Annotated in this window: 17 protein-coding genes; 8 read left to right on the top strand and 9 right to left on the bottom strand. The window is 60.3% G+C overall.

The window, feature by feature from the left end; all coding sequences use genetic code 11:
* Positions 1–407: 407 nt before the first annotated feature.
* From HY795_15475 to HY795_15455, 5 genes are all read left to right on the top strand, one after another.
* Positions 408–716, top strand: coding sequence for an RNA-binding protein (locus HY795_15475; GenBank protein MBI4806626.1), 309 nt, complete (start codon positions 408–410; stop codon positions 714–716).
* 88 nt (positions 717–804) lie between these two features.
* Positions 805–1023 (top strand): translation initiation factor IF-1, encoded by a 219-nt coding sequence (infA, locus tag HY795_15470; GenBank protein MBI4806625.1) that lies wholly within the window; start codon positions 805–807, stop codon positions 1021–1023.
* A gap of 147 nt (positions 1024–1170) precedes the next feature.
* Positions 1171–2154, top strand: coding sequence for a class II fructose-bisphosphatase (gene glpX / locus HY795_15465; protein ID MBI4806624.1), 984 nt, complete (start codon positions 1171–1173; stop codon positions 2152–2154).
* A gap of 160 nt (positions 2155–2314) precedes the next feature.
* Positions 2315–2587, top strand: coding sequence for a hypothetical protein (locus HY795_15460; GenBank protein MBI4806623.1), 273 nt, complete (start codon positions 2315–2317; stop codon positions 2585–2587).
* A gap of 124 nt (positions 2588–2711) precedes the next feature.
* The gene (locus HY795_15455; GenBank protein MBI4806622.1) at positions 2712–3422 is read left to right on the top strand and encodes a methyltransferase domain-containing protein; all 711 of its coding nucleotides are present in this window, start codon (positions 2712–2714) and stop codon (positions 3420–3422) included.
* Positions 3423–3581: 159 nt separating this feature from the next.
* Here the strand turns inward: HY795_15455 and HY795_15450 are convergent, their stop codons facing one another.
* The 6 genes from HY795_15450 to HY795_15425 all read right to left on the bottom strand — a co-directional run bounded on the left by HY795_15450 (position 3582) and on the right by HY795_15425 (position 8679).
* A complete protein-coding gene (locus HY795_15450) occupies positions 3582–3929 on the bottom strand; it encodes a cytoplasmic protein (protein ID MBI4806621.1) in 348 nt (115 codons plus the stop codon).
* A gap of 31 nt (positions 3930–3960) precedes the next feature.
* On the bottom strand, positions 3961–4812 hold the full coding sequence (locus HY795_15445; GenBank protein ID MBI4806620.1) for a 2-oxoacid ferredoxin oxidoreductase: 852 nt from the start codon (positions 4810–4812) through the stop codon (positions 3961–3963).
* An 86-nt stretch (positions 4813–4898) separates the two neighbouring features.
* Positions 4899–6578 (bottom strand): 2-oxoacid:acceptor oxidoreductase subunit alpha, encoded by a 1680-nt coding sequence (locus HY795_15440; GenBank protein ID MBI4806619.1) that lies wholly within the window; start codon positions 6576–6578, stop codon positions 4899–4901.
* Between the two features lie 103 nt (positions 6579–6681).
* Entirely contained in the window at positions 6682–7191 is a 510-nt protein-coding gene (locus HY795_15435) for a ferritin (protein ID MBI4806618.1), read from the bottom strand.
* Between the two features lie 3 nt (positions 7192–7194).
* Positions 7195–7572: a desulfoferrodoxin gene (locus tag HY795_15430; GenBank protein ID MBI4806617.1), complete on the bottom strand. Its 378-nt coding sequence runs from the start codon at positions 7570–7572 to the stop codon at positions 7195–7197.
* A 111-nt stretch (positions 7573–7683) separates the two neighbouring features.
* Positions 7684–8679, bottom strand: a complete 996-nt coding sequence (locus HY795_15425; protein MBI4806616.1) for a sulfite exporter TauE/SafE family protein — start codon at positions 8677–8679, stop codon at positions 7684–7686.
* A 314-nt stretch (positions 8680–8993) separates the two neighbouring features.
* On the opposite strand from HY795_15425, the gene HY795_15420 reads away from it, so the two are divergent.
* The 3 genes from HY795_15420 (at position 8994) to HY795_15410 (ending at position 11002) form a co-directional block, all read left to right on the top strand.
* The gene (locus HY795_15420; protein MBI4806615.1) at positions 8994–9902 is read left to right on the top strand and encodes a hypothetical protein; all 909 of its coding nucleotides are present in this window, start codon (positions 8994–8996) and stop codon (positions 9900–9902) included.
* A gap of 9 nt (positions 9903–9911) precedes the next feature.
* Positions 9912–10169 (top strand): hypothetical protein, encoded by a 258-nt coding sequence (locus HY795_15415; protein MBI4806614.1) that lies wholly within the window; start codon positions 9912–9914, stop codon positions 10167–10169.
* A gap of 125 nt (positions 10170–10294) precedes the next feature.
* On the top strand, positions 10295–11002 hold the full coding sequence (locus tag HY795_15410; protein MBI4806613.1) for a hypothetical protein: 708 nt from the start codon (positions 10295–10297) through the stop codon (positions 11000–11002).
* A gap of 259 nt (positions 11003–11261) precedes the next feature.
* Here the strand turns inward: HY795_15410 and HY795_15405 are convergent, their stop codons facing one another.
* From HY795_15405 to HY795_15395, 3 genes are all read right to left on the bottom strand, one after another.
* Positions 11262–13229: a cation:proton antiporter gene (locus HY795_15405; protein MBI4806612.1), complete on the bottom strand. Its 1968-nt coding sequence runs from the start codon at positions 13227–13229 to the stop codon at positions 11262–11264.
* A gap of 350 nt (positions 13230–13579) precedes the next feature.
* The gene (locus HY795_15400; protein ID MBI4806611.1) at positions 13580–16426 is read right to left on the bottom strand and encodes an FAD-binding oxidoreductase; all 2847 of its coding nucleotides are present in this window, start codon (positions 16424–16426) and stop codon (positions 13580–13582) included.
* 176 nt (positions 16427–16602) lie between these two features.
* A complete protein-coding gene (locus HY795_15395; GenBank protein ID MBI4806610.1) occupies positions 16603–17106 on the bottom strand; it encodes a 4Fe-4S ferredoxin in 504 nt (167 codons plus the stop codon).
* Positions 17107–17419 lie beyond the last annotated feature (313 nt).

Raw genomic sequence — 17419 nt, 5'->3', positions numbered from 1 at the left:
GTGAAACAGGGAGCTCTTTTTTTGTCCAAAGAGCTCTTGAAGGCATAGTGAATCATCTTGCTTTCCTTCTTCCCTTGCGTTCTTTTTTTTGCGGATTGCCCACACTTTTTGCTTCGCACTCTTTTTTCAAGATTCGGTTTGATTCGTTCCTGGCCAGCTACCATCAGTAGGATTTATTCTTACTATTGCCCCCTAACAGGCAGAATTTACTCAAATTAAACCTTCCAAGTTTTCTTCCATCTGACCAATAATTTTTTTTCAAAAAACTTACTTTTTTCTTGACTATCTCTGGAATGCATTTACCTTCTTACGGCAACGGCATCGGTCTTGTTGAGAGTTGGGTTAAGCATGTGCTTCGCTCCAATTTGATAAGAATGAATGCCAAATACTATTTGGAGTTTATGCACATGGCTAAGAAACTTTACGTCGGCAACCTTCCCTTTTCCGCTTCCGAAGATGATGTTCGCGACTATTTCGCCCCTTATGGCGAGGTGATCTCCGTTGCGCTGATCACCGACCGCGAAACTGGCCGCCTGCGCGGCTTCGGCTTCGTCGAGATGAACGACGAAGGTGCGATGGCTGCCGTCGAAGCCCTGGACGGCCAGAGCTTCCAGGGTCGTAACCTGAAGATCAACGAAGCTCAGGAGCGCCCCCGTCGTTCCTTCGATAACAACCGCTCCGGCGGTGGTGGCGGCGGCGGCCGTCGCCCCTGGTAGTCTTCTACCACTTCGTGTTGTCTTTAAGCCCCATCCCGAACGGGATGGGGCTTTTTTCTTTCACCTCAAAACGCCGGGGAGGGAACCAATGGCGAAAGAAGACGGGATAGAAATTCCCGGAATCGTGCAGGAAGCGCTTCCCGGAACCGTATTTGAAGTCAAGCTGGAAACCGGACAGACCGTATTGGCCTACCTGTGCGGCAAAATGCGCAAGTTCAGGATCAAGATACTGCCGGGCGATTCCGTGAAGGTGACCATGTCTCCCTACGACCTCACCAAGGGTCGCATCACCTTCAGAGCAAAATAGCCTCGAACACGTTTTCCAAAGGCCTGGACCCCGCTCCACGCCTGGCGGCACGGGCCGGTTTTCCGTAATGGGAATCCGGCCCGTGCCGTCTTTACTGGCCACGCGTTTTTCTCTACTTTCTCTCCACCACAAAACGATGGAGGCATCATGGAAGCTCCCGACCGCAATCTCGCATTGGACCTCGTCCGCGTAACGGAAGCCGCTGCCCTGTCCAGCGCCCGCTGGCTCGGCAAGGGCGACAAGAACGCCGGCGACCAGGCCGCGGTTGATGCCATGCGCCTCTCCTTCAACACGATAAACATCCGGGGCCTTATCATAATCGGCGAGGGCGAAAAGGACGAAGCCCCCATGCTCTTCAACGGAGAAGAGGTCGGATCCGGCTTCGGCCCGGCCATGGACGTGGCCGTTGACCCCGTGGAAGGCACCCGTTTGCTGGCCTACGGGCGGCCAAACGCCATCGCCGTTGTGGGCGTCGCTCCCAAGGGCTCCATGTTCGACCCGGGACCAAGCTACTACATGCAGAAGCTGGTGGTGCCCACCCAGGCCCGCGACGCCGTGGACCTGGACGCCCCCGTGGCGGACAACCTCAAAAACATCGCCAAGGCTCTGGAAAAGGACGTGGACGACCTGGTCGTCTTCGTGCTGGACAAACCCCGCCACAAGGATCTCATCACCCAGATCCGCTCGGCGGGCGCCCGCATCCAGCTGCACACCGACGGCGACGTGGCCGGCTCCCTCATGGCCCTGGACCCCAAGGACATGGTGGACGTGATGATAGGCACGGGCGGCACCCCTGAAGGCGTGCTCTCGGCCTGCGCCATCCGGGCCGTGGGCGGGCAGATGTTCGCCCGGCTAGACCCCCAGTCCGACGAGGAGCGCAGGAACCTGCAAGATGCCGGGTACGACCTGAAACGGGTGCTCACCGCCGACGAACTCGTCTCAAGCTCCGACACCTTCTTCGCGGCCACCGGCATCTCCGGCGGCACCTGGCTGGAAGGGGTCTCCTTTTCAGGCAGGGGGGCTGTGACACACTCGCTGGTGCTTCGTGGCAAAACCGGCACCATGCGGCGTATCGAGTCACACCACACCTGGGACAAGCTCATGAAGTTCAGCTCGGTGAAGTACGATTAGTGGCGCGTTTTTGTAAACCGGTAACGAGTAACACTGTGAGGATTGTTTATGCTGAATCAAGTGGTTGCTGTTCGTTATGCATAGCAAGGGCTATTGCATAACGGTTTGAGCTTTAGGCAATAGCTCTTGCTCGATCCTGATACAAATTAGGAGGAGCATAATGAGCTATAAAAAGGCGAACGATGTCTTGCCGCATTCTTTATTGAGTGCTGTTCAACAGTATATAGACGGCGAATATATTTATATCCCACGCAAAGAGAACAACAAGCTTCCGTGGGGTGCAAATACGCAGACAAGAGAGACTCTCCAGGCAAGAAACAGAGACATTCTGGCCAAACGTCTGGAGGGATGTTCCGCTGCCGAACTGGCCGAACAATACTTCTTGTCCACAAAGGCTATATACAAAATCCTCAACGCCGCTAAAATCGGCTGAGATCCGAAAGCGCCCTGATCTGGTTCAGGGCGCTTTCTTTTTTCGCAAACAATAAGTGGGGTGCATTCACGGCCTGTACACCATAGCGTGCTTTCAAACAGTCTTGGACTTAAAGGAAATGACTATGAGCACGCCGTTTACCGACGACTATGACAGGGCTTTTCTTCTGGACACCATGATGGGGCCCAATGCCATGCGCATTATGGAAGAGATGGCGAATCATCTCCCTCTTTCTCCGGGCATGCGCATTCTCGACCTGGGCTGCGGAATGGGAATCTCTTCCATCCTGCTTGCCCAAAAATACGATGTGACGGTGTTCGCGGCCGACTTATGGATTGCCCCCACCGAAAACGCGGAACGCTTCGCACGCCTGGGTCTTGATTCGAAGATATTTCCCTTCCTGGTTGACGCCACAAAAGAGATTCCGTTTGCTCATGACTATTTTGATATGATCACAAGCGTGGATGCCTATCAGTACTTTGGCAACAACGAGGCCATGCTAGCGAAGCTCCTGCCTTTTGTGAAAAAAGGCGGCCATGTGGCCGTTGCCGTGCCTGGCTTTACGCACGATTTCCCCGAAGGGGGGCTGCCGGAGGAAGTGAAGCCCTTCTGGACGCCGGAGTGGTATTTCTATTCTCCCGGCTGGTGGCGGGCGCTCTGGGAAAAGGAACCCGGCATAGCGATTACCGGGTTGCGTGAAATGAACTCATGCAAACAGGCTTGGGATGAGTGGCTGCAGTCTCCCAACCCCCATGCTCAAAATGATATTGCAATGATGGAAGCTGGAGCCGGGAAATATTTCAACATCATCCAGATCGTGGGCCGGAAAGTTTGAGAGAGGCCCGGAGCAAGGTTGCATGCGTCTTGCGCCCATGCCGCCGCGCACAGCAAGGCGTCAACACCAGCATGCCGCGTGGCTGACCTGTTGCCACGGTGATTTCGCTTCGCGGGCCAGCCCGGCCCGCGAAGACAGGCATGAACTGAGCCGGGGATTTCAGAACGTGATGATCCGGTATCCCTTCAGGATGAACGCGGCCATGCCCGAATGCCCGTGCATGTCGTCCAGAACGGTCAGCCCTTCCTTGAGAACGGCGTCCAGGCTCCCCGTGGCATGGGCGCAGGCCTTGCACGCCCCGGCGAAGAGCCCGAGCGACTTGGTCTGTTCAAAAAGCTTGTGCATGGGGTGAGTGTCTTTCGAGAGTTCCGCCAGAACCTTGCTGGACTCGCCCTCCAAAACCACCTGAACGTCCATGCCCTTCTCACGCATGTCCATGGCGTTTAGCATCACATGCACGAAACAGGGGACTTCCCCGCGAAAAGCGAACAGGACGACCTTTTCCATGTCTGTCTCCTCAGCGTAGCGCAACCACTCGTTACGCGTAAGTTTCCAAAATTTCCGCCAGCTTGCCCAGGTCCGGCTTCGAGGTGGCCAAGGGCCTGCGCACACGCGCATCGATACGGCCTTCGAACGGCGGGCGTGAGCCCTTGTAAATCACCCCGATGGGAATCTGGTCCCCGAACTCCTGGGCCTTGCGCATGGCCGATGCCCAATCCGTGGGATCGTACTCCGGGCCAAGCTTGTAGCAGCGCTGTTTGTACCAGGCGTAGGTGTTCACCTTGTTGAACGACACGCAGGGCTGGAGGATGTCCACCAGGGCGAATCCGGGATGCCTGGCGGCCTGGACGATGAGATCGGCCAGATGGTCCGCCTCGGCCGCATAGGCCCGGGCCACGAATGGCACGTCCATGGTGACGGCCACAGCCACCGGGTTGAAGGGCATCGAAGCCACTCCGCCGGGCTGGAACTTGGTGGTCTGCCCCTGGGCCGTGGTGGGGCTGGCCTGGCCCTTGGTGAGCCCGTAGATCTGGTTGTCGTGCACCAGGTAGGTCATGGTCACGTTGCGGCGCATGGCTGCCAGGAAGTGGTTGCCCCCCTCGCCGTAGCTGCACCCGTCGCCGCTCTCGGCAAAGACCGTCAGCTCCGTGTTGGCCAGCGCCGCACCCTGGGCCGGAGGCAGGCTGCGCCCATGCAACCCGTTGAAGCAGTTGCAGCGAAGGTAATGCGGCGACTTGGCTGCCTGGCCGATGCCGGAGCAGATGAGCACCCTGTGCGGCGCCAGATCGAGCATGGACAGGGCCTTCTTGACGGCCTTGTTGATGGAGAAGTTCCCGCAGCCGGGGCACCAGGCGGTTTCGAATTCGCCGTATTGTTGGGTGGGGATCATGACGATTCCTTTTCGTTTGCCACTATTCCAGGGGGAAGCATCTCTTATTCTTAGCGATGGTTCCCAAGGATGCGTTTGAAATCAGACTACAACCGCTCAAGAATGTAGGCCGCCGTCAGGGGCAGCCCGTCATAGCGAGTGATCACTTCCTTGAACGCAAAGCCCGTTTCCTGTTTGATGAGAAGCGCAAGTTGCCCGGAATAATTGCCCTCCACCATCACCACCCGGCGGGCGGCTTCCAGGGTGGGGAGGAAATGCTCCGGACTGAGCGGATACACCTGGAGAAAGTGCATCACAGCCGCGTCCACACCTTGCTCTCTCAGGTTCCGGGCCGCTTCCAGGGCCGGGCCGTAAGTGGACCCCCAGCAGACCAGCAGGGTGTCCGGGGCGGCGCTGCCCGTCACTTCCGGAGCCAGGCAGTCCGCCAGGAGCCCTGCGGCCTTGCGCATGCGCTTGTCCACCATGCGGATGCGCACGCCAAGGTCTTCCGTGATGTGCCCGTCGGCGGTGTGTTCGTCGCTGTCGAGCACCACCAGGTGTTCCCCGAAGCCGGGAATGAGCCTTGGCGAAACGCCGCTTGGCGTGTCGGCGTAGCGTTCGTATCGATCGGGAGCGTCCGTGCCCAGTTCCGGAGATGAAACCCGGGGCAAGCGGGACAAGTCGAAGGGTGTCACGGCCCGGAAAGAATCGGCCAGGTACTGGTCGGTGAGCACGAACACCGGGCTCTGCCATTTCTCGGCCTGGTCCATGGCTCTATAGGTCACGTCGAAGCACTGTTCGGGTGTTCCCGGAGCGTACACGGCCCTGGGAAAATCGCCGTGCCCGGCATAAAGCACCATGCTCAGGTCGCCCTGCTCGGTGCGGGTGGGCAGTCCGGTGGCTGGGCCGGGCCGTTGCGCCAGAACGATCACCACGGGGGTTTCGGTCATCCCCGCAAGGCTCACCCCCTCCACCATCAGGGCGAAGCCGCCGCCCGAGGTGGGCACCACCACCCGCGCCCCGGCGTAGGAAGCCCCCAGGGCCATGTTGATGGCCGCGATTTCGTCCTCGGCCTGCTCCACCAGCATTCCCATCTGCCCCCCCTTGTCGATGAGAGTGGCAGCAACCGACGTGGACGGTGTCATGGGGTAGTAGGAGCAGAAGTTGGCCCCGGCGGCCAGGGCGCCAAGGGCGATGGCCTCGTTGCCGTTCATGAAGTAGCGTTTCTCGGTTCGCTCGGCCGGGGCGATGCAGGAGAAACCGGCATTGCGCGCGTGGGCCCAGGCCAGGGAGTCCGCAAACACCTTCAGGTTCTCGGCCACCACCTGGTCGCCCTTCTTGTGGAAGGTCTCGGTTATGAGCCCTTCCAGCCAGGCCGGCTCGATGCAGAGCAGCTGGGCCAGAACGCCAAGCGCGGCCATGTTCTCGAAAATCGGTTTCGGGCACAGCGTTTTGAAAGGGATCGAAAGGCCGGAGAGCCCGGCCAGGTCGATGGCTTCATCGGCCAGGACCATGGCCCGGGCGGTCAGTTTGTCCTTGTGCAGGGAGACTGTCTGGGCGTTTAAGGCCACCAGCAGGTCGATGGTCTCTCTGGGCCCGAACACGGCCTCGTGGCTTGCCCGGATGGCGTAGGTGTTGTGCCCGCCCCGTATGCGAGACTGGTAGTCCTGGGTGACGACTATCTCATAGCCCGCCCGGACCAGGGCCTTGGCCAGAAAGTCGCCCACGGTCACGAGCCCCTGCCCCGCCTCGCCGCCAATGACGATGTTCACGCTGCTGTCAGGCATACCGGATTCCACCTTCTTCGTGCCGAAAAACAGGAGGCCACCGGAGAACTCCGGCGGCCTCCTGCCAAATGATTAACGTGTACGGTTTGTTACGCCATAAGGTTTATGCGTTGGCAGGGGGCGTGAACACCCTGGTGGCCAGCTCCTTGTCGAGCATGTACAGGGCCGACGCATTGCCCTCCACCAGCTTCAGCTTGTTGATCACGTCCTGAACGCTGGCTTCCTCCTCGACCTGCTCGTCAATGAACCACTTGAGGTAGGAGGCCGTGGCGTGGTCCTTCTCCTTGATGGCCAGGTCCATGAGCGCGTTGATGCGCGCGGTGACGCCCTGCTCGTGCTTGAGGGTCTCCTGGAAGGCGAACAACGGCGTCTTCCAGGTGTTTTCCGGGGCTTCCAGGGTCTGGAGTTTGATGCGTCCGCCCCGTTCGAAGGTGTAGTTGTAGAACTTGGTTGCGTGGAACTTCTCCTCCTGCTCCTGGACCTTCATCCAGTTGGCGAAGCCCATGAGGCCTTTTTCCTCAAAGTAGGAAGCCATGGAAAGGTAGAGGTAGGAGGACCACAGCTCCCATTTGACCTGATCGTTCAGGGCCTGTTCCATCTTCTTGCTGAGCATAAACTATTCCGCCTTCCACAGGCCGTGAATGTTGCAGTATTCACGGGCGACGATCTTGTCGGCCTTGATGCAGAATTCGGCCTCGGGTTTCTGGCCGGGGGCCAGGTCCTGGCGATAGACCTTGCCGTCCGCCATGACCTCGATGAACTCGATGTAGTGCTTCTCTTCCATGGGGTGAGCCACGCTGCCCACCATCACCTTGAAGCCCGTGGCGGTCTTTTCGATCACGGGGACGTGCTTTTCCTTGGCGGCGTCCACGGTGTTCTCCTGGAAGTACTTCATGGGCTGGCCGCAGCAGACCAGGTCGCCTCCGCCTGTATGCAGAACCTCGACAATATTGCCGCAGATATCGCATTTATAAACGCCATTCTTCTCAGTCATATAGACTCCTTTCCAGTTGATGTCATTGCGGCTGCTCTCATGGGGAACAGTCGGGCATGTCCATGAAATAAACCACTTTCCGCCCGATTCCGCAAGGCCTTTCGGAGTCGCCTACTTCAAGGATTCGAATATGTAGCGCGCGGCCAAAAACAGGATCGTGGCCGCGAGAAAGCTCTTGATGTACTTGGCGGGCACATATTTCTGGCAGCGCGCCCCAACGTACATGCCGGCGAACCCTCCCAGGCCGAACAGGGCCCCCAGGGTCCAGTCCGGAGCGACAGCCATTTCCGGATAAAAAGGCGCAATGGCCTGATAGAAGAGCACGCCGCACACCGAGGTGAGAAACGTTCCCATGAGCGCGGCCCCGGCCACGGTGTAGACCGGCAGGCCGAAGAAGGCCACGAAGAACGGGGCGATGATGGCTCCGCCGCCAATGCCGTACACTCCGCCCACCACTCCGACGATGAGGCTCATGAGCAGCACCCCGCCCGTTGAGAAGCCGTAGGTCTCTCCCTGGAACGTGAATTCCACGCGCTTCAAGGTGTACTTGGCGCCGCTCACGGCGAGCTGCTCCACAAGAGTGCCCTGGGGTCCGCACCCCTGCGCCGCGCTGCCGCCCTGGGGTCCGCCTGTGCAGCTGGCCTGCTTGGGCGCATCCCGCATGGCGCAGCCTGGGCCCCCGCCTTGCGCGGGCTTGGCCGGAGCGGTTTTCTTGAAGAAGGTGTCCCGGACGAGGCGCAGGCCGATGTAGCCCAGCACGCAGGCCGCGAAGAACTTGAAGCTCTTGGGGTCGGGCAGATATTTCACCCGGATGATCGCCCCCAGGAACACGCCCGGAAGCGTGCCCACGGCCGTGGCCAGGGTGAGCGGCCACACCATGCGTTTTTCACGGATGTAGCGGTACACGCCGCTTGGTATGGCCACGATGTTGAACACCTGGTTGGTGGCGCTGACCGACGGTGACGTGTAGCCCAGGACGGACATCTGGAACGGAAGTAGCAGAAACGCTCCGGACACGCCGCCCATGGAGGTGCAGAAAGAGACGCAGAAAGCCACGACAGGCGGCACCCACGGCGAAACCTCTATCCCGGCGACAGGAAAATACATGGCTCACCCCTTCAGGGCTTTGGCGTCCCTTTGCTTATCAACCGCCGGCGGCTGGAACGCTTGTCCGCCAGCGGCATCAGGGCTCCCCTCGAATCGATTCCCATGCGAAGACGAACGCGAAACGTTAAGTCACGAATTTAACTTTCTTCGTGACCATTCAATACACACTTGATCCAAATCTGTCCACTTTTCCGGCATGGACTTTGCGAGAGATGATGGTTACCGGGTAAGTGGGAAAAAAACGCCCACGCCGCATGGGGTAAAGCGTTTCAGCAGATCGCCGATGAGATGAAAAAGCCTCGGAGGGTACATACATGCGCGCGACACTCTTCCTCGCCGCGCTTCTGGCGGCGGCCGCCAGCGCGGACAGCGCCAGGGCGCAAGTAATCGGTCCTGTGGACCCGGGCGCGCAGGTGGATGTTTCCAGTTCGAAAAGCGTCACGATAAACGGGGTCACGGGTGTTGGCGTGCGCACCACCACGGGCGTTTCCCAGGGATACATGGTCCCGGACGACCGGGGCGGCTACGTGTACTACGCTCCAGGCTCACCCTTGGCCCAGCCCAAGCCCGCCCGGGCCGATGCCGAGGAGATACGGCTCTACGCCAGGGAGCTGGCCTCCCAGATCACCCGTGGAATATCCGGCGACGCCCCCCTGTACGGCGTGTCCAGCATCCCCTCGGCATTCGTCAACCAGGACACGCGCGAAACCACGTCGTTCGGCAGGCTCATGGGCGAGCAGATGATCTATGAACTCAACAGCCGGGGGTTCCCGGTCAAGGAAGCCCGGGGCGCGGCCCCGGCCAAGGCCAAGGGCAAGAAAGCCCCGGCGGAGGCCCTGGCCGTTCTGGCCGGTTCCTACTACGTGGACAAGGACAACCTTTTCGTGAACGCCCGCCTGGTGGAGCCTTCGGGGCGGGTCCTGCGCACAGGCTCGGTGCTCATCCCCATGACCCCAACGCTCAGGCGCATGCTTGGCATCCCTGATTACAACGGGCTGCGCCCGACTCCGCCCACGCTCATCGGTTCCCGCAATTCGGACGATCCTCCGGGCTCGGGCGACAAGACGCCCATGCCCTATTCGCCAAGCGCCAAGAAAAAGGCTCCTGCCAAAAAATCGACTAAAACCGCGTCGAAATCGCCCTGCCCGCCAGGCTGCGAACCAATCGACACGGCCGCGAAAAGCGCGACGCAACAACCCGCCGCCAAACCGGACCAGAAATAGGAGCGGCCCATGAAGATCATGGCTGTCATCGTGTTGACCATGGCCCTGGCCGCGTGCGGGCGCGGGCCCGGCCTCACCGTGATTCCCCAGGACCCCCACAGCCTGGAACACTACGCCCAGGGGCTGCGCTGCAAGCAGGAAGGGCGCTATCTCCTGGCCAGGGAGCATTTCCAATTGGCCTTGGCCACCTCCCGCGACACCGGCATGAGCCGCCGCTGCGAAGCTGAAATCGCCTCGGTGGACAGGGCGCTTTTGCAGCTGAGGTAAGATACTTCCCGGCCCGCGCCCTCTTCAGTTCTGGCAAGGCACAATCCCTGCATCGGGTGCATGGTGGGAAATATCCGCCATGTTCCTTCGCGCGTAGTTAAGCCGCGCTGGGAGAGGAGAATGTCATGAAACGCTTCGCCTGGATCCTTCTGTTTCTTTGCAGCGCGTGCGCTCCCATGGCCAACGGCGAGATGGCTTCACTCATCCCCTCGTTCGGCAGCGGGCCGGACACGAAGGAATACTATCCTGAAATGGCCAGAACCATGGCCGACGAGCTGGACTTCCAGCTGGCCCCCCGCCTGGGCTTCGACCACACCACCACCCGGGGCCTCCAGTGGCTGGTCATCACCACTCCCGCGGACTTGAACAACATGGGCCAGGCCGCCCCGCTCTCTCGGGCTGTGGCGGAAGAACTCGGCGCTGCCATGAGCGCCAAGGGCTACTATGTTCAGGAAATCAGGAAGACCTCAGAGGTGATCTTCAACAAGACCCAGGGCGAATTCATGCTCTCGCGCAACGTGCGCGAACACGCCACCAGGAAGTTCCAGAGCACCTTGATCATTGCCGGCACCTATTCGGCCACGCCCTACGGAGTGCGCTTCAACGTTGAGGTCATGGACGCGCGCAACAACGACGTGCTGGCCAAGACCAGCAAGGTCATCCCCATGAGCCGCCCGGTGGCGTTTCTCATGGAGCAGAACACCCCCGGCCAGAGCAATGTCCGCCCGACCGTGGCCACCGTTCCAGGTGCCGCTGAACCAGGCGTTTCCTATCAGCAGCCCGGAGACTGGCGGACCGGCAGGCAGAAGGTGCCAAACTTCCTGCTGCCGTAGCGGCCACGCGACTTTCACTCTTGAATTGTAAAGGGGTCGGGCTCGTGCGAGCGCGACCCCTTTGTATTTTGGATGCCTCCGGCGGCCAAATGGCCAATGGCCCCTTGGAATCCCCTATCGCTTCGCGGTATTCACCGGGTTTCCGGTGAATGCCGCGAAGCAACTGAGGGTCCAGGGGGATCATCCCCCTGGCGGGTGCAGGGCAGCGCCCTGCCGGATCAAGGGCGGAGCCCTTGATCTCAATTAACCGGGCAGGCTGCTAAGCTGGCATGAAGAGCCAGGCCTTATCCACCACGTCTTCCTGGCGTCCGAACACGTAGACCTTGTCCCCGGCTGAAATCTCGAAGGACCCGTCCGGGTTCATGTGGTTCTCCCCGTCGCGCTCCACGGCGACCACGGTGAGAGCGTGCTCCTTGCGGATTTCCGCCTCCTCCAGGGTTTTCCCGTCCAGGGGAGCCCCAGGCTCAACACTGAAGACAGCCAGGTCCATTCCGGTGAGATGCGGCGTCATGAGTTTCTGGCCGTCCACTGGGATGTCCGGGGTGCGCAGCATGCGGTAGTTTGCCCCGCGCGCCGTAAGTATCAAGCGCTCGATGGTCTGGTTGGGCACCAGGTATTCAACCAGCACGCGGGTGAATATCTCGATGGATGTCTCGAATTCCTCGGGAACGACTTCCGTGGCCCCGAGTTCGAGCAGTATCGGTGCTTCGTTCACGAAGCGGGTGCGCACGATGATGTTCAGGTTGCGGTTGAGCGCCCGCGCGGTGGAAACCATGCGACGCGCCGCGGTCATGTCGGACACGACCACCACCAGCACCCTGGCGTGCTTGATGCCGGCATGTTCGAGCACGGCCGGGTAGCCTGCATCGCCGTATCTGATGGGTAGGCCCTCTTTGCGCTCGCGCCGCACCGTGTCGATGTTCATTTCCAGCACCAGAAACGGGATGCCCGCACGCTTGACCGCATGCACGATCTGGCGCCCGCCGGGCCCGTAGCCCACGATGATCATGTGGTCGCGCAGTTCCTCGTGCCCTTCCGGCTTCGCCTCTTTGGGCTTCTGGGTTTTGCAGACCTTGGACGCGAGCTTGGGCGCGAACTGGATGAGCCACGGCGTCACCGCCATGGTCAGCACGCTGGACGCCAGGAAGTTCTGGTAGGCGTCGCTGCCGATAAGGCCGCAGTCCAGCCCCACCTTGGCCAGCACGAAGGAGAACTCTCCCACCTGCCCCAGAGCCATGCCCCCGAGAATAGCCACCCGGAGCGGGTACCCCAGGATCAGTACGGCCCCGGCCGCGGCCAGTATCTTCACCACCATGACGGCCATGGACCAGAAAAAGACGTGCCCCGGGTTGGCCGCGATGAAGCCTACGTCCACGAGCATGCCCACGGACACGAAAAACAGGCTGGTGAAGATGTCCTTGAAGGGCATCACGCCTTCCATGGCGTTCAAGGCGTATTCGGATTCGGACAGCATGAGCCCGGCCAGGAAGGCGCCAAGCGAGAGCGACAGGCCAACGCTGGCCGTGAGCATGGCCACCGACATGCAGAACACGATGGTGGCCATGAGAAAGAGCTCCCGGCTGCGCACCTGGGCCACCATGAGAAACAGGCGCGGCACCGCGTACCTGGCCAGGACGAGCACCACCACGACCACGCCCAGCCCTTTCGCGAGCATCAGGCCAAGCGAGGACCAGATGTCCCCGCCTTGCCCACTGAGAAAGGGAGTGAGCAGCATCATGGGCACAATGGCCAGATCCTGAAAAATGAGGATGGACAGGCTCACGCGGCCCTGCGGGCTTTCAAGCTCGGCCCGGTTCTGGAGTTCCTTGAGCACGATGGCCGTGGAGGACAACGCGGCCAGAAAGCCGGCAAAGACCCCCTTGCCCAGGCTCATGGACGGGGTAAGCAACATGGCGAGACCGCCGAAGGCCACGATGGTGAGCGCCACCTGGGCGCCTCCACCCAGAAACACCGGGCGCTTCAGGCGCATGAGCTCCGAGGTGGAGAGCTCCATGCCGATGGTGAAGAGCAGAAACACCACGCCAATCTCGGCCATCATTTCCACCTGATGGACCGACTTCACCAGGCCGAACCCTCCGGGCCCGCACACCACGCCGGCGGCGAGAAATCCCACCACGGGAGGCAGTCCGAGCTTGTTGCAGGCGAATATGATGCCGACGCTCAAGGCCAATATGAGAACGATTTCAGAAAGAATCGGTATTTCCATCAGCTACTCCGCAGGGATTTCCGGTACGATAGCGAAGCGGGCCGTGGCTGTCATCTTGTTGGCTCCGCCAGTGCTCTATCCATTTGCTTGAAATTCATTCCGCCCTGCGGTGCTTGCGAGACGACAAATCGCCCGGAGGAAGCACTTCCCCCGGGCGACATAGCATTCCCGAAGAGAGCAGCAGGGTTAGCTGCCTGTTGAAAAACTCCCGCTGGCGGCGTTGCCGCTCAAAAGTCAAACCTTCGCGTATGTCAAATACGCTTCAGCCTTAACTTTTTCCCGCGCCTTGCCAGCAGTATTTTTGAACAGGCTGCGGAAATAGACTTTTGCAACGGACTGTTAGAACATCATCACTTCGCCACGGTGCAACGGTCCACCAGGTACACGATGGACTGGTAGGGCTTGTCGGTGTTTCTGGACAATCCGATTTCGCAGGTGCGGCTGTTGGAGTATCCTGCTGCGGTTTCCGGAGGCAGCTGCGGGTTCAGCTCGGCCAGGGCGGCCTCGTTCAGCTCCGGGAAATTGAAGCCCCTGTCGCCCGCGAACCCGCAGCAGTTCACGTTGCGTGGAACCACAACTTTCTTGGCGCAGGCCTCGGCAACGGCCTTGAACTTTCCGGCCAGCCCCATCTTCACCGAGCTGCACGTGGAATGGATGGCCACGGTCTCGTCCACCTTTGTGAACACAAGCTTGTCCATCAGGTGGTCGTGGATGAACTCCACCGGCTCGAAGATAACAAGATCGGGCTCCACCTTGCGGCGCATGGTGTAGAGGCAGGGGCTGGTGTCGAAGAGTATGGGTATGCGCCCGTTGTCGCTCACCCTGCGCAGTTCGCGCTCCAGCTCGCGGGCCTTCTGGTCCGCCTGCTCCATGAAGCCTTTGGACTCGAAGGTCAGGCCGCAGCACAGCTCCTGCATGTTCTGCGGATAGAGTACGTCATAGCCCGCCTTGTTAAGCACCGAGAGCATGGCCTCGTACAGGGCCCGCTGGTCCGGGTCGCCCTTGGCAGGGCCCATGGACCGGGCCACGCAGCTTGGGAAATACACCACCTGGCGGTTCTTGCCCCGAACCGTGTCCGTGAAGTCCGGCGGAGTGACTCCTCTGGGCATCCACTTGGTCCACAGGGGAATGCGCCCGCCCGAAAGCTCCCTGAAGGATTCGGCCAGCTGGCCCATGAGCCCGCTTCCGAGAACGCCATGAACAAAGTTGGCGGCCTTGAGCCCCTGGCGCACGATGTTCAGCACGCACCCGTAATTGTCCGCCACTCCCTGGGCGATCTTCTTGGCGCGCGGGCTTGACCGCTCGCCGCGCAGCTCCTTGGTGAAGCGGCCGGTGTCGATGGATACTGGGCAGACCGTGGAGCACAGCCCGTCCGCGGCGCAGGTCTGTTCGCCGAAGTAGGTGTAATGCTCCCAGAAGCGCTTCATGAGCTCGTCGTCGTGGGTGTGCTTGAGCTTGGCCATGTGCCGCTGCAGGGCGATACGCTGGCGCGGGGTGGTGGTTATGGAGCGCGAGGGGCAGACGGGTTCGCAGAATCCGCACTCGATGCACCGGTCGATTATCTCGTTCACCGCGGGCATGGGTTTTAAGTTCTCAAGGTATACCTTGGGGTTGTCGTTAATTATCACCCCGGGGTTCAGAAGGTTTTCCGGGTCGAAGGCCTTTTTCAGGCGCACCATGTAGGCATACGCCTGACGCCCCCACTCCATCTCCACGAAGGGGGCCATGTTGCGCCCGGTGCCGTGCTCGCCCTTGAGCGAACCGTCGTAGCGGCCCACCACCATGTCCGCCACCTCTTCCATGAGCGCCTGGTAGTTCCTGATCATCTGCTGTGAGCCGAAGTCCGGGCAGAACACAAAGTGCAGGTTGCCCTCCAGGGCGTGCCCGAAGATGATTCCCTCGGGAAAGCCGTGCTTGTGCATGAGCTCCTGGAGTTCCACCGTGCCGTGGGCCAGCTTGGCTATGGGGAAAACCACGTCCTCGATGACCACCGTGGTCCCGGGATTTCGCACCGCGCCAACAGCCGGGAAAAGACCCTTGCGGATGTTCCAGAGCTTGTTGAAATCATCGGGCTGGTCCATGAACACGATGGGGTGGATGGCCTTGATCCCGGCCACCAACGCTTGAATCTTCTCAATCTGCGCAAGAAGCGTCTTCTTGTCCGCGGCCCGGGTCTCCACCAGGATGGCCGCGGCCGTGTCCGGCAGCCCCTTCAGGAAGGCTGGCATGCCCGGCTTGTCCTCCACAGAGCGCAGCGAAGCCCTGTCCATGAGCTCCACGGCGGAAACAGGGCCTTTCTTCAGCTTTATCGTGGCGTTGCAGGCGTCCTTTATGGTGGCGTAGTACATCATGGCCGAGGCCTTGCTCGGGTGCTCCACCACTGTGCGGTAGGTGACTTCCGCGATGAAGGCCAGGGTGCCTTCGGACCCCACCATCAGGTGCAGCAGGATGTCGATGGGGTCGGAGAAGTCCACGAAGGAGTTGATGCCGTAGCCGGTGGTGTTCTTTATCTTGAACTTGGTCTTGATCCGCGCTGAAAGTTTGGCGTCTCCGGCAATCTCGTCGCGGATGGCCGCCAGTTCCGCCAGGAGCCCGGGGTGGCTTTTGGCAAAGGCCTCGCGCGACTGCGGATCTGCCGTGTCCAGGGTGGAGCCGTCCACGAAGATGAGCTTCATGGACTCCACGGTCTTGTAGCTGTTCTCAGCCGTGCCGCAGCACATGCCCGAGGCGTTGTTGGCCGCGATGCCGCCGATCATGGCCGCATTGATGGAAGCCGGGTCCGGCCCGATCTTCTTGCCGTGGGGAGCCAGCTGGAAATTGGCTTCGGCGCCTATGACGCCGGGCTCAAGGCTAATGTGGCTGGCGTGATCGTGGATGTGAAGCCCCTTCCAGGCTCCGGCCAGGTAGATGAGCACCGAATCCGTGAGGGCCTGGCCGGACAGGCTGGTCCCGGCGGTGCGGAAGGTGACAGGCACCTTGAGTTCGCTGGCGATGGCCAGAAGCCTGGACACCTCGTCCGCGGACGTGGCCTTGACCACAATTTTGGGGACCAGCCGGTAGAAACTGGCGTCGTCTCCATAGGCCAGGTTCGTGAACGCGCCGCAGAAGAGCCGCGCAGCCGGAATGAACGAGGCTATGCGGTCGTGGTAGGTCTGGTATACGCCGGGCAGTTTGATGCAGTCGTTTCGCTCGAGCATGACTTCTCCTTGGGGTCCATTGGTGCGGGCCAGGCAAGAGAAAGGAATCACTCAAATCTTAACGCGAAAAACCGGTTATGGGAAGCTTGGATGGCGTTCTTTGCAAAAGTCTGAAGGGTCTGCCGGCGGACCGGCAGACCCTTCAGACTACACGCCATTTGATGGATTGAGAAAGCTCAGTCGTGTTTCAAAAAGTTGCGCATGATGAACTTCTGGGCATACTCCGCCCGGCCCTCCAGCGAAAGCTGAGCCACCCGCACCAGCCTGAGCGCTCCATGCGGGCAGGTGCGCACGCATTCGGGCAGTTCTCCATGGGCGGCCCGGCCGTCGCACAGGTTGCACTTAACAGTCGGCGTATCGCCCAGCACCCTGGGAACGTGCCAGGGGCAGGCGTGGGCGCAGTCGGCGCAGCCTTCGCAGTTGTCCTCGTTCACTCGCACCACGCCGTCGGCTGTGCGCTGCATGGCGTTGTGGGTGCAGGCGGCCACGCACTTCGGGTCTTCGCAGTGGTGGCAGGACAAAAAAGCGAAGTGATGGGTACCGGGTTTGGTGGCGTGCGGGGCCACGATGTCCACCATGCGGACCCTGGCAGGGAAGTGATTGGATTTCATGCATTTGGCAACGCACGCTTCGCAATGCCCGCATTTGTCGGCATCTTGAATTACAACATAATTACTCATGACAAATCCCCCCTTTTATCGAGATACAACATGCTGGAGATCTGTCAATTACGACCAAAATGGAGTGTGATTGCATTTATTCATCACCAACTACCGACTTTTCAGGTATGATATTTGCGCACCGTGGCGAATAAATGCCTAGACATTAAAACAGCAACACGCATCACAAGACTCCATTTCTAAGCGTGCATGAGGCTACCGCAGAGCCTCCGCACACAATGTGCATTTCCTGATACCGTTCCACCTTGGCGTCGCTCCGCTTCCAGGAAGAATGCAGTTGCCAGGCAGGCGCGTTGCGGAAGATGGCGGGAAA

Origin of the sequence: Desulfovibrio sp., from assembly GCA_016208105.1 — a bacterium.
Classification (GTDB): domain Bacteria; phylum Desulfobacterota; class Desulfovibrionia; order Desulfovibrionales; family Desulfovibrionaceae; genus Fundidesulfovibrio.
Note: the sequence above shows the minus strand (reverse complement) of the source record. Positions and strands in the feature narration are given on the sequence as shown.

Bases quoted from the DNA above. Each gene is read 5' to 3' on its own strand.
- HY795_15475 (MBI4806626.1), top strand. From the start codon at position 408: ATGGCTAAGAAACTTTACGTCGGCAACCTTCCCTTTTCCGCTTCCGAA.
- infA (MBI4806625.1), top strand. From the start codon at position 805: ATGGCGAAAGAAGACGGGATAGAAATTCCCGGAATCGTGCAGGAAGCG.
- glpX (MBI4806624.1), top strand. From the start codon at position 1,171: ATGGAAGCTCCCGACCGCAATCTCGCATTGGACCTCGTCCGCGTAACG.
- HY795_15460 (MBI4806623.1), top strand. From the start codon at position 2,315: ATGAGCTATAAAAAGGCGAACGATGTCTTGCCGCATTCTTTATTGAGT.
- HY795_15455 (MBI4806622.1), top strand. From the start codon at position 2,712: ATGAGCACGCCGTTTACCGACGACTATGACAGGGCTTTTCTTCTGGAC.
- HY795_15450 (MBI4806621.1), bottom strand. From the start codon at position 3,929: ATGGAAAAGGTCGTCCTGTTCGCTTTTCGCGGGGAAGTCCCCTGTTTC.
- HY795_15445 (MBI4806620.1), bottom strand. From the start codon at position 4,812: ATGATCCCCACCCAACAATACGGCGAATTCGAAACCGCCTGGTGCCCC.
- HY795_15440 (MBI4806619.1), bottom strand. From the start codon at position 6,578: ATGCCTGACAGCAGCGTGAACATCGTCATTGGCGGCGAGGCGGGGCAG.
- HY795_15435 (MBI4806618.1), bottom strand. From the start codon at position 7,191: ATGCTCAGCAAGAAGATGGAACAGGCCCTGAACGATCAGGTCAAATGG.
- HY795_15430 (MBI4806617.1), bottom strand. From the start codon at position 7,572: ATGACTGAGAAGAATGGCGTTTATAAATGCGATATCTGCGGCAATATT.
- HY795_15425 (MBI4806616.1), bottom strand. From the start codon at position 8,679: ATGTATTTTCCTGTCGCCGGGATAGAGGTTTCGCCGTGGGTGCCGCCT.
- HY795_15420 (MBI4806615.1), top strand. From the start codon at position 8,994: ATGCGCGCGACACTCTTCCTCGCCGCGCTTCTGGCGGCGGCCGCCAGC.
- HY795_15415 (MBI4806614.1), top strand. From the start codon at position 9,912: ATGAAGATCATGGCTGTCATCGTGTTGACCATGGCCCTGGCCGCGTGC.
- HY795_15410 (MBI4806613.1), top strand. From the start codon at position 10,295: ATGAAACGCTTCGCCTGGATCCTTCTGTTTCTTTGCAGCGCGTGCGCT.
- HY795_15405 (MBI4806612.1), bottom strand. From the start codon at position 13,229: ATGGAAATACCGATTCTTTCTGAAATCGTTCTCATATTGGCCTTGAGC.
- HY795_15400 (MBI4806611.1), bottom strand. From the start codon at position 16,426: ATGCTCGAGCGAAACGACTGCATCAAACTGCCCGGCGTATACCAGACC.
- HY795_15395 (MBI4806610.1), bottom strand. From the start codon at position 17,106: ATGAGTAATTATGTTGTAATTCAAGATGCCGACAAATGCGGGCATTGC.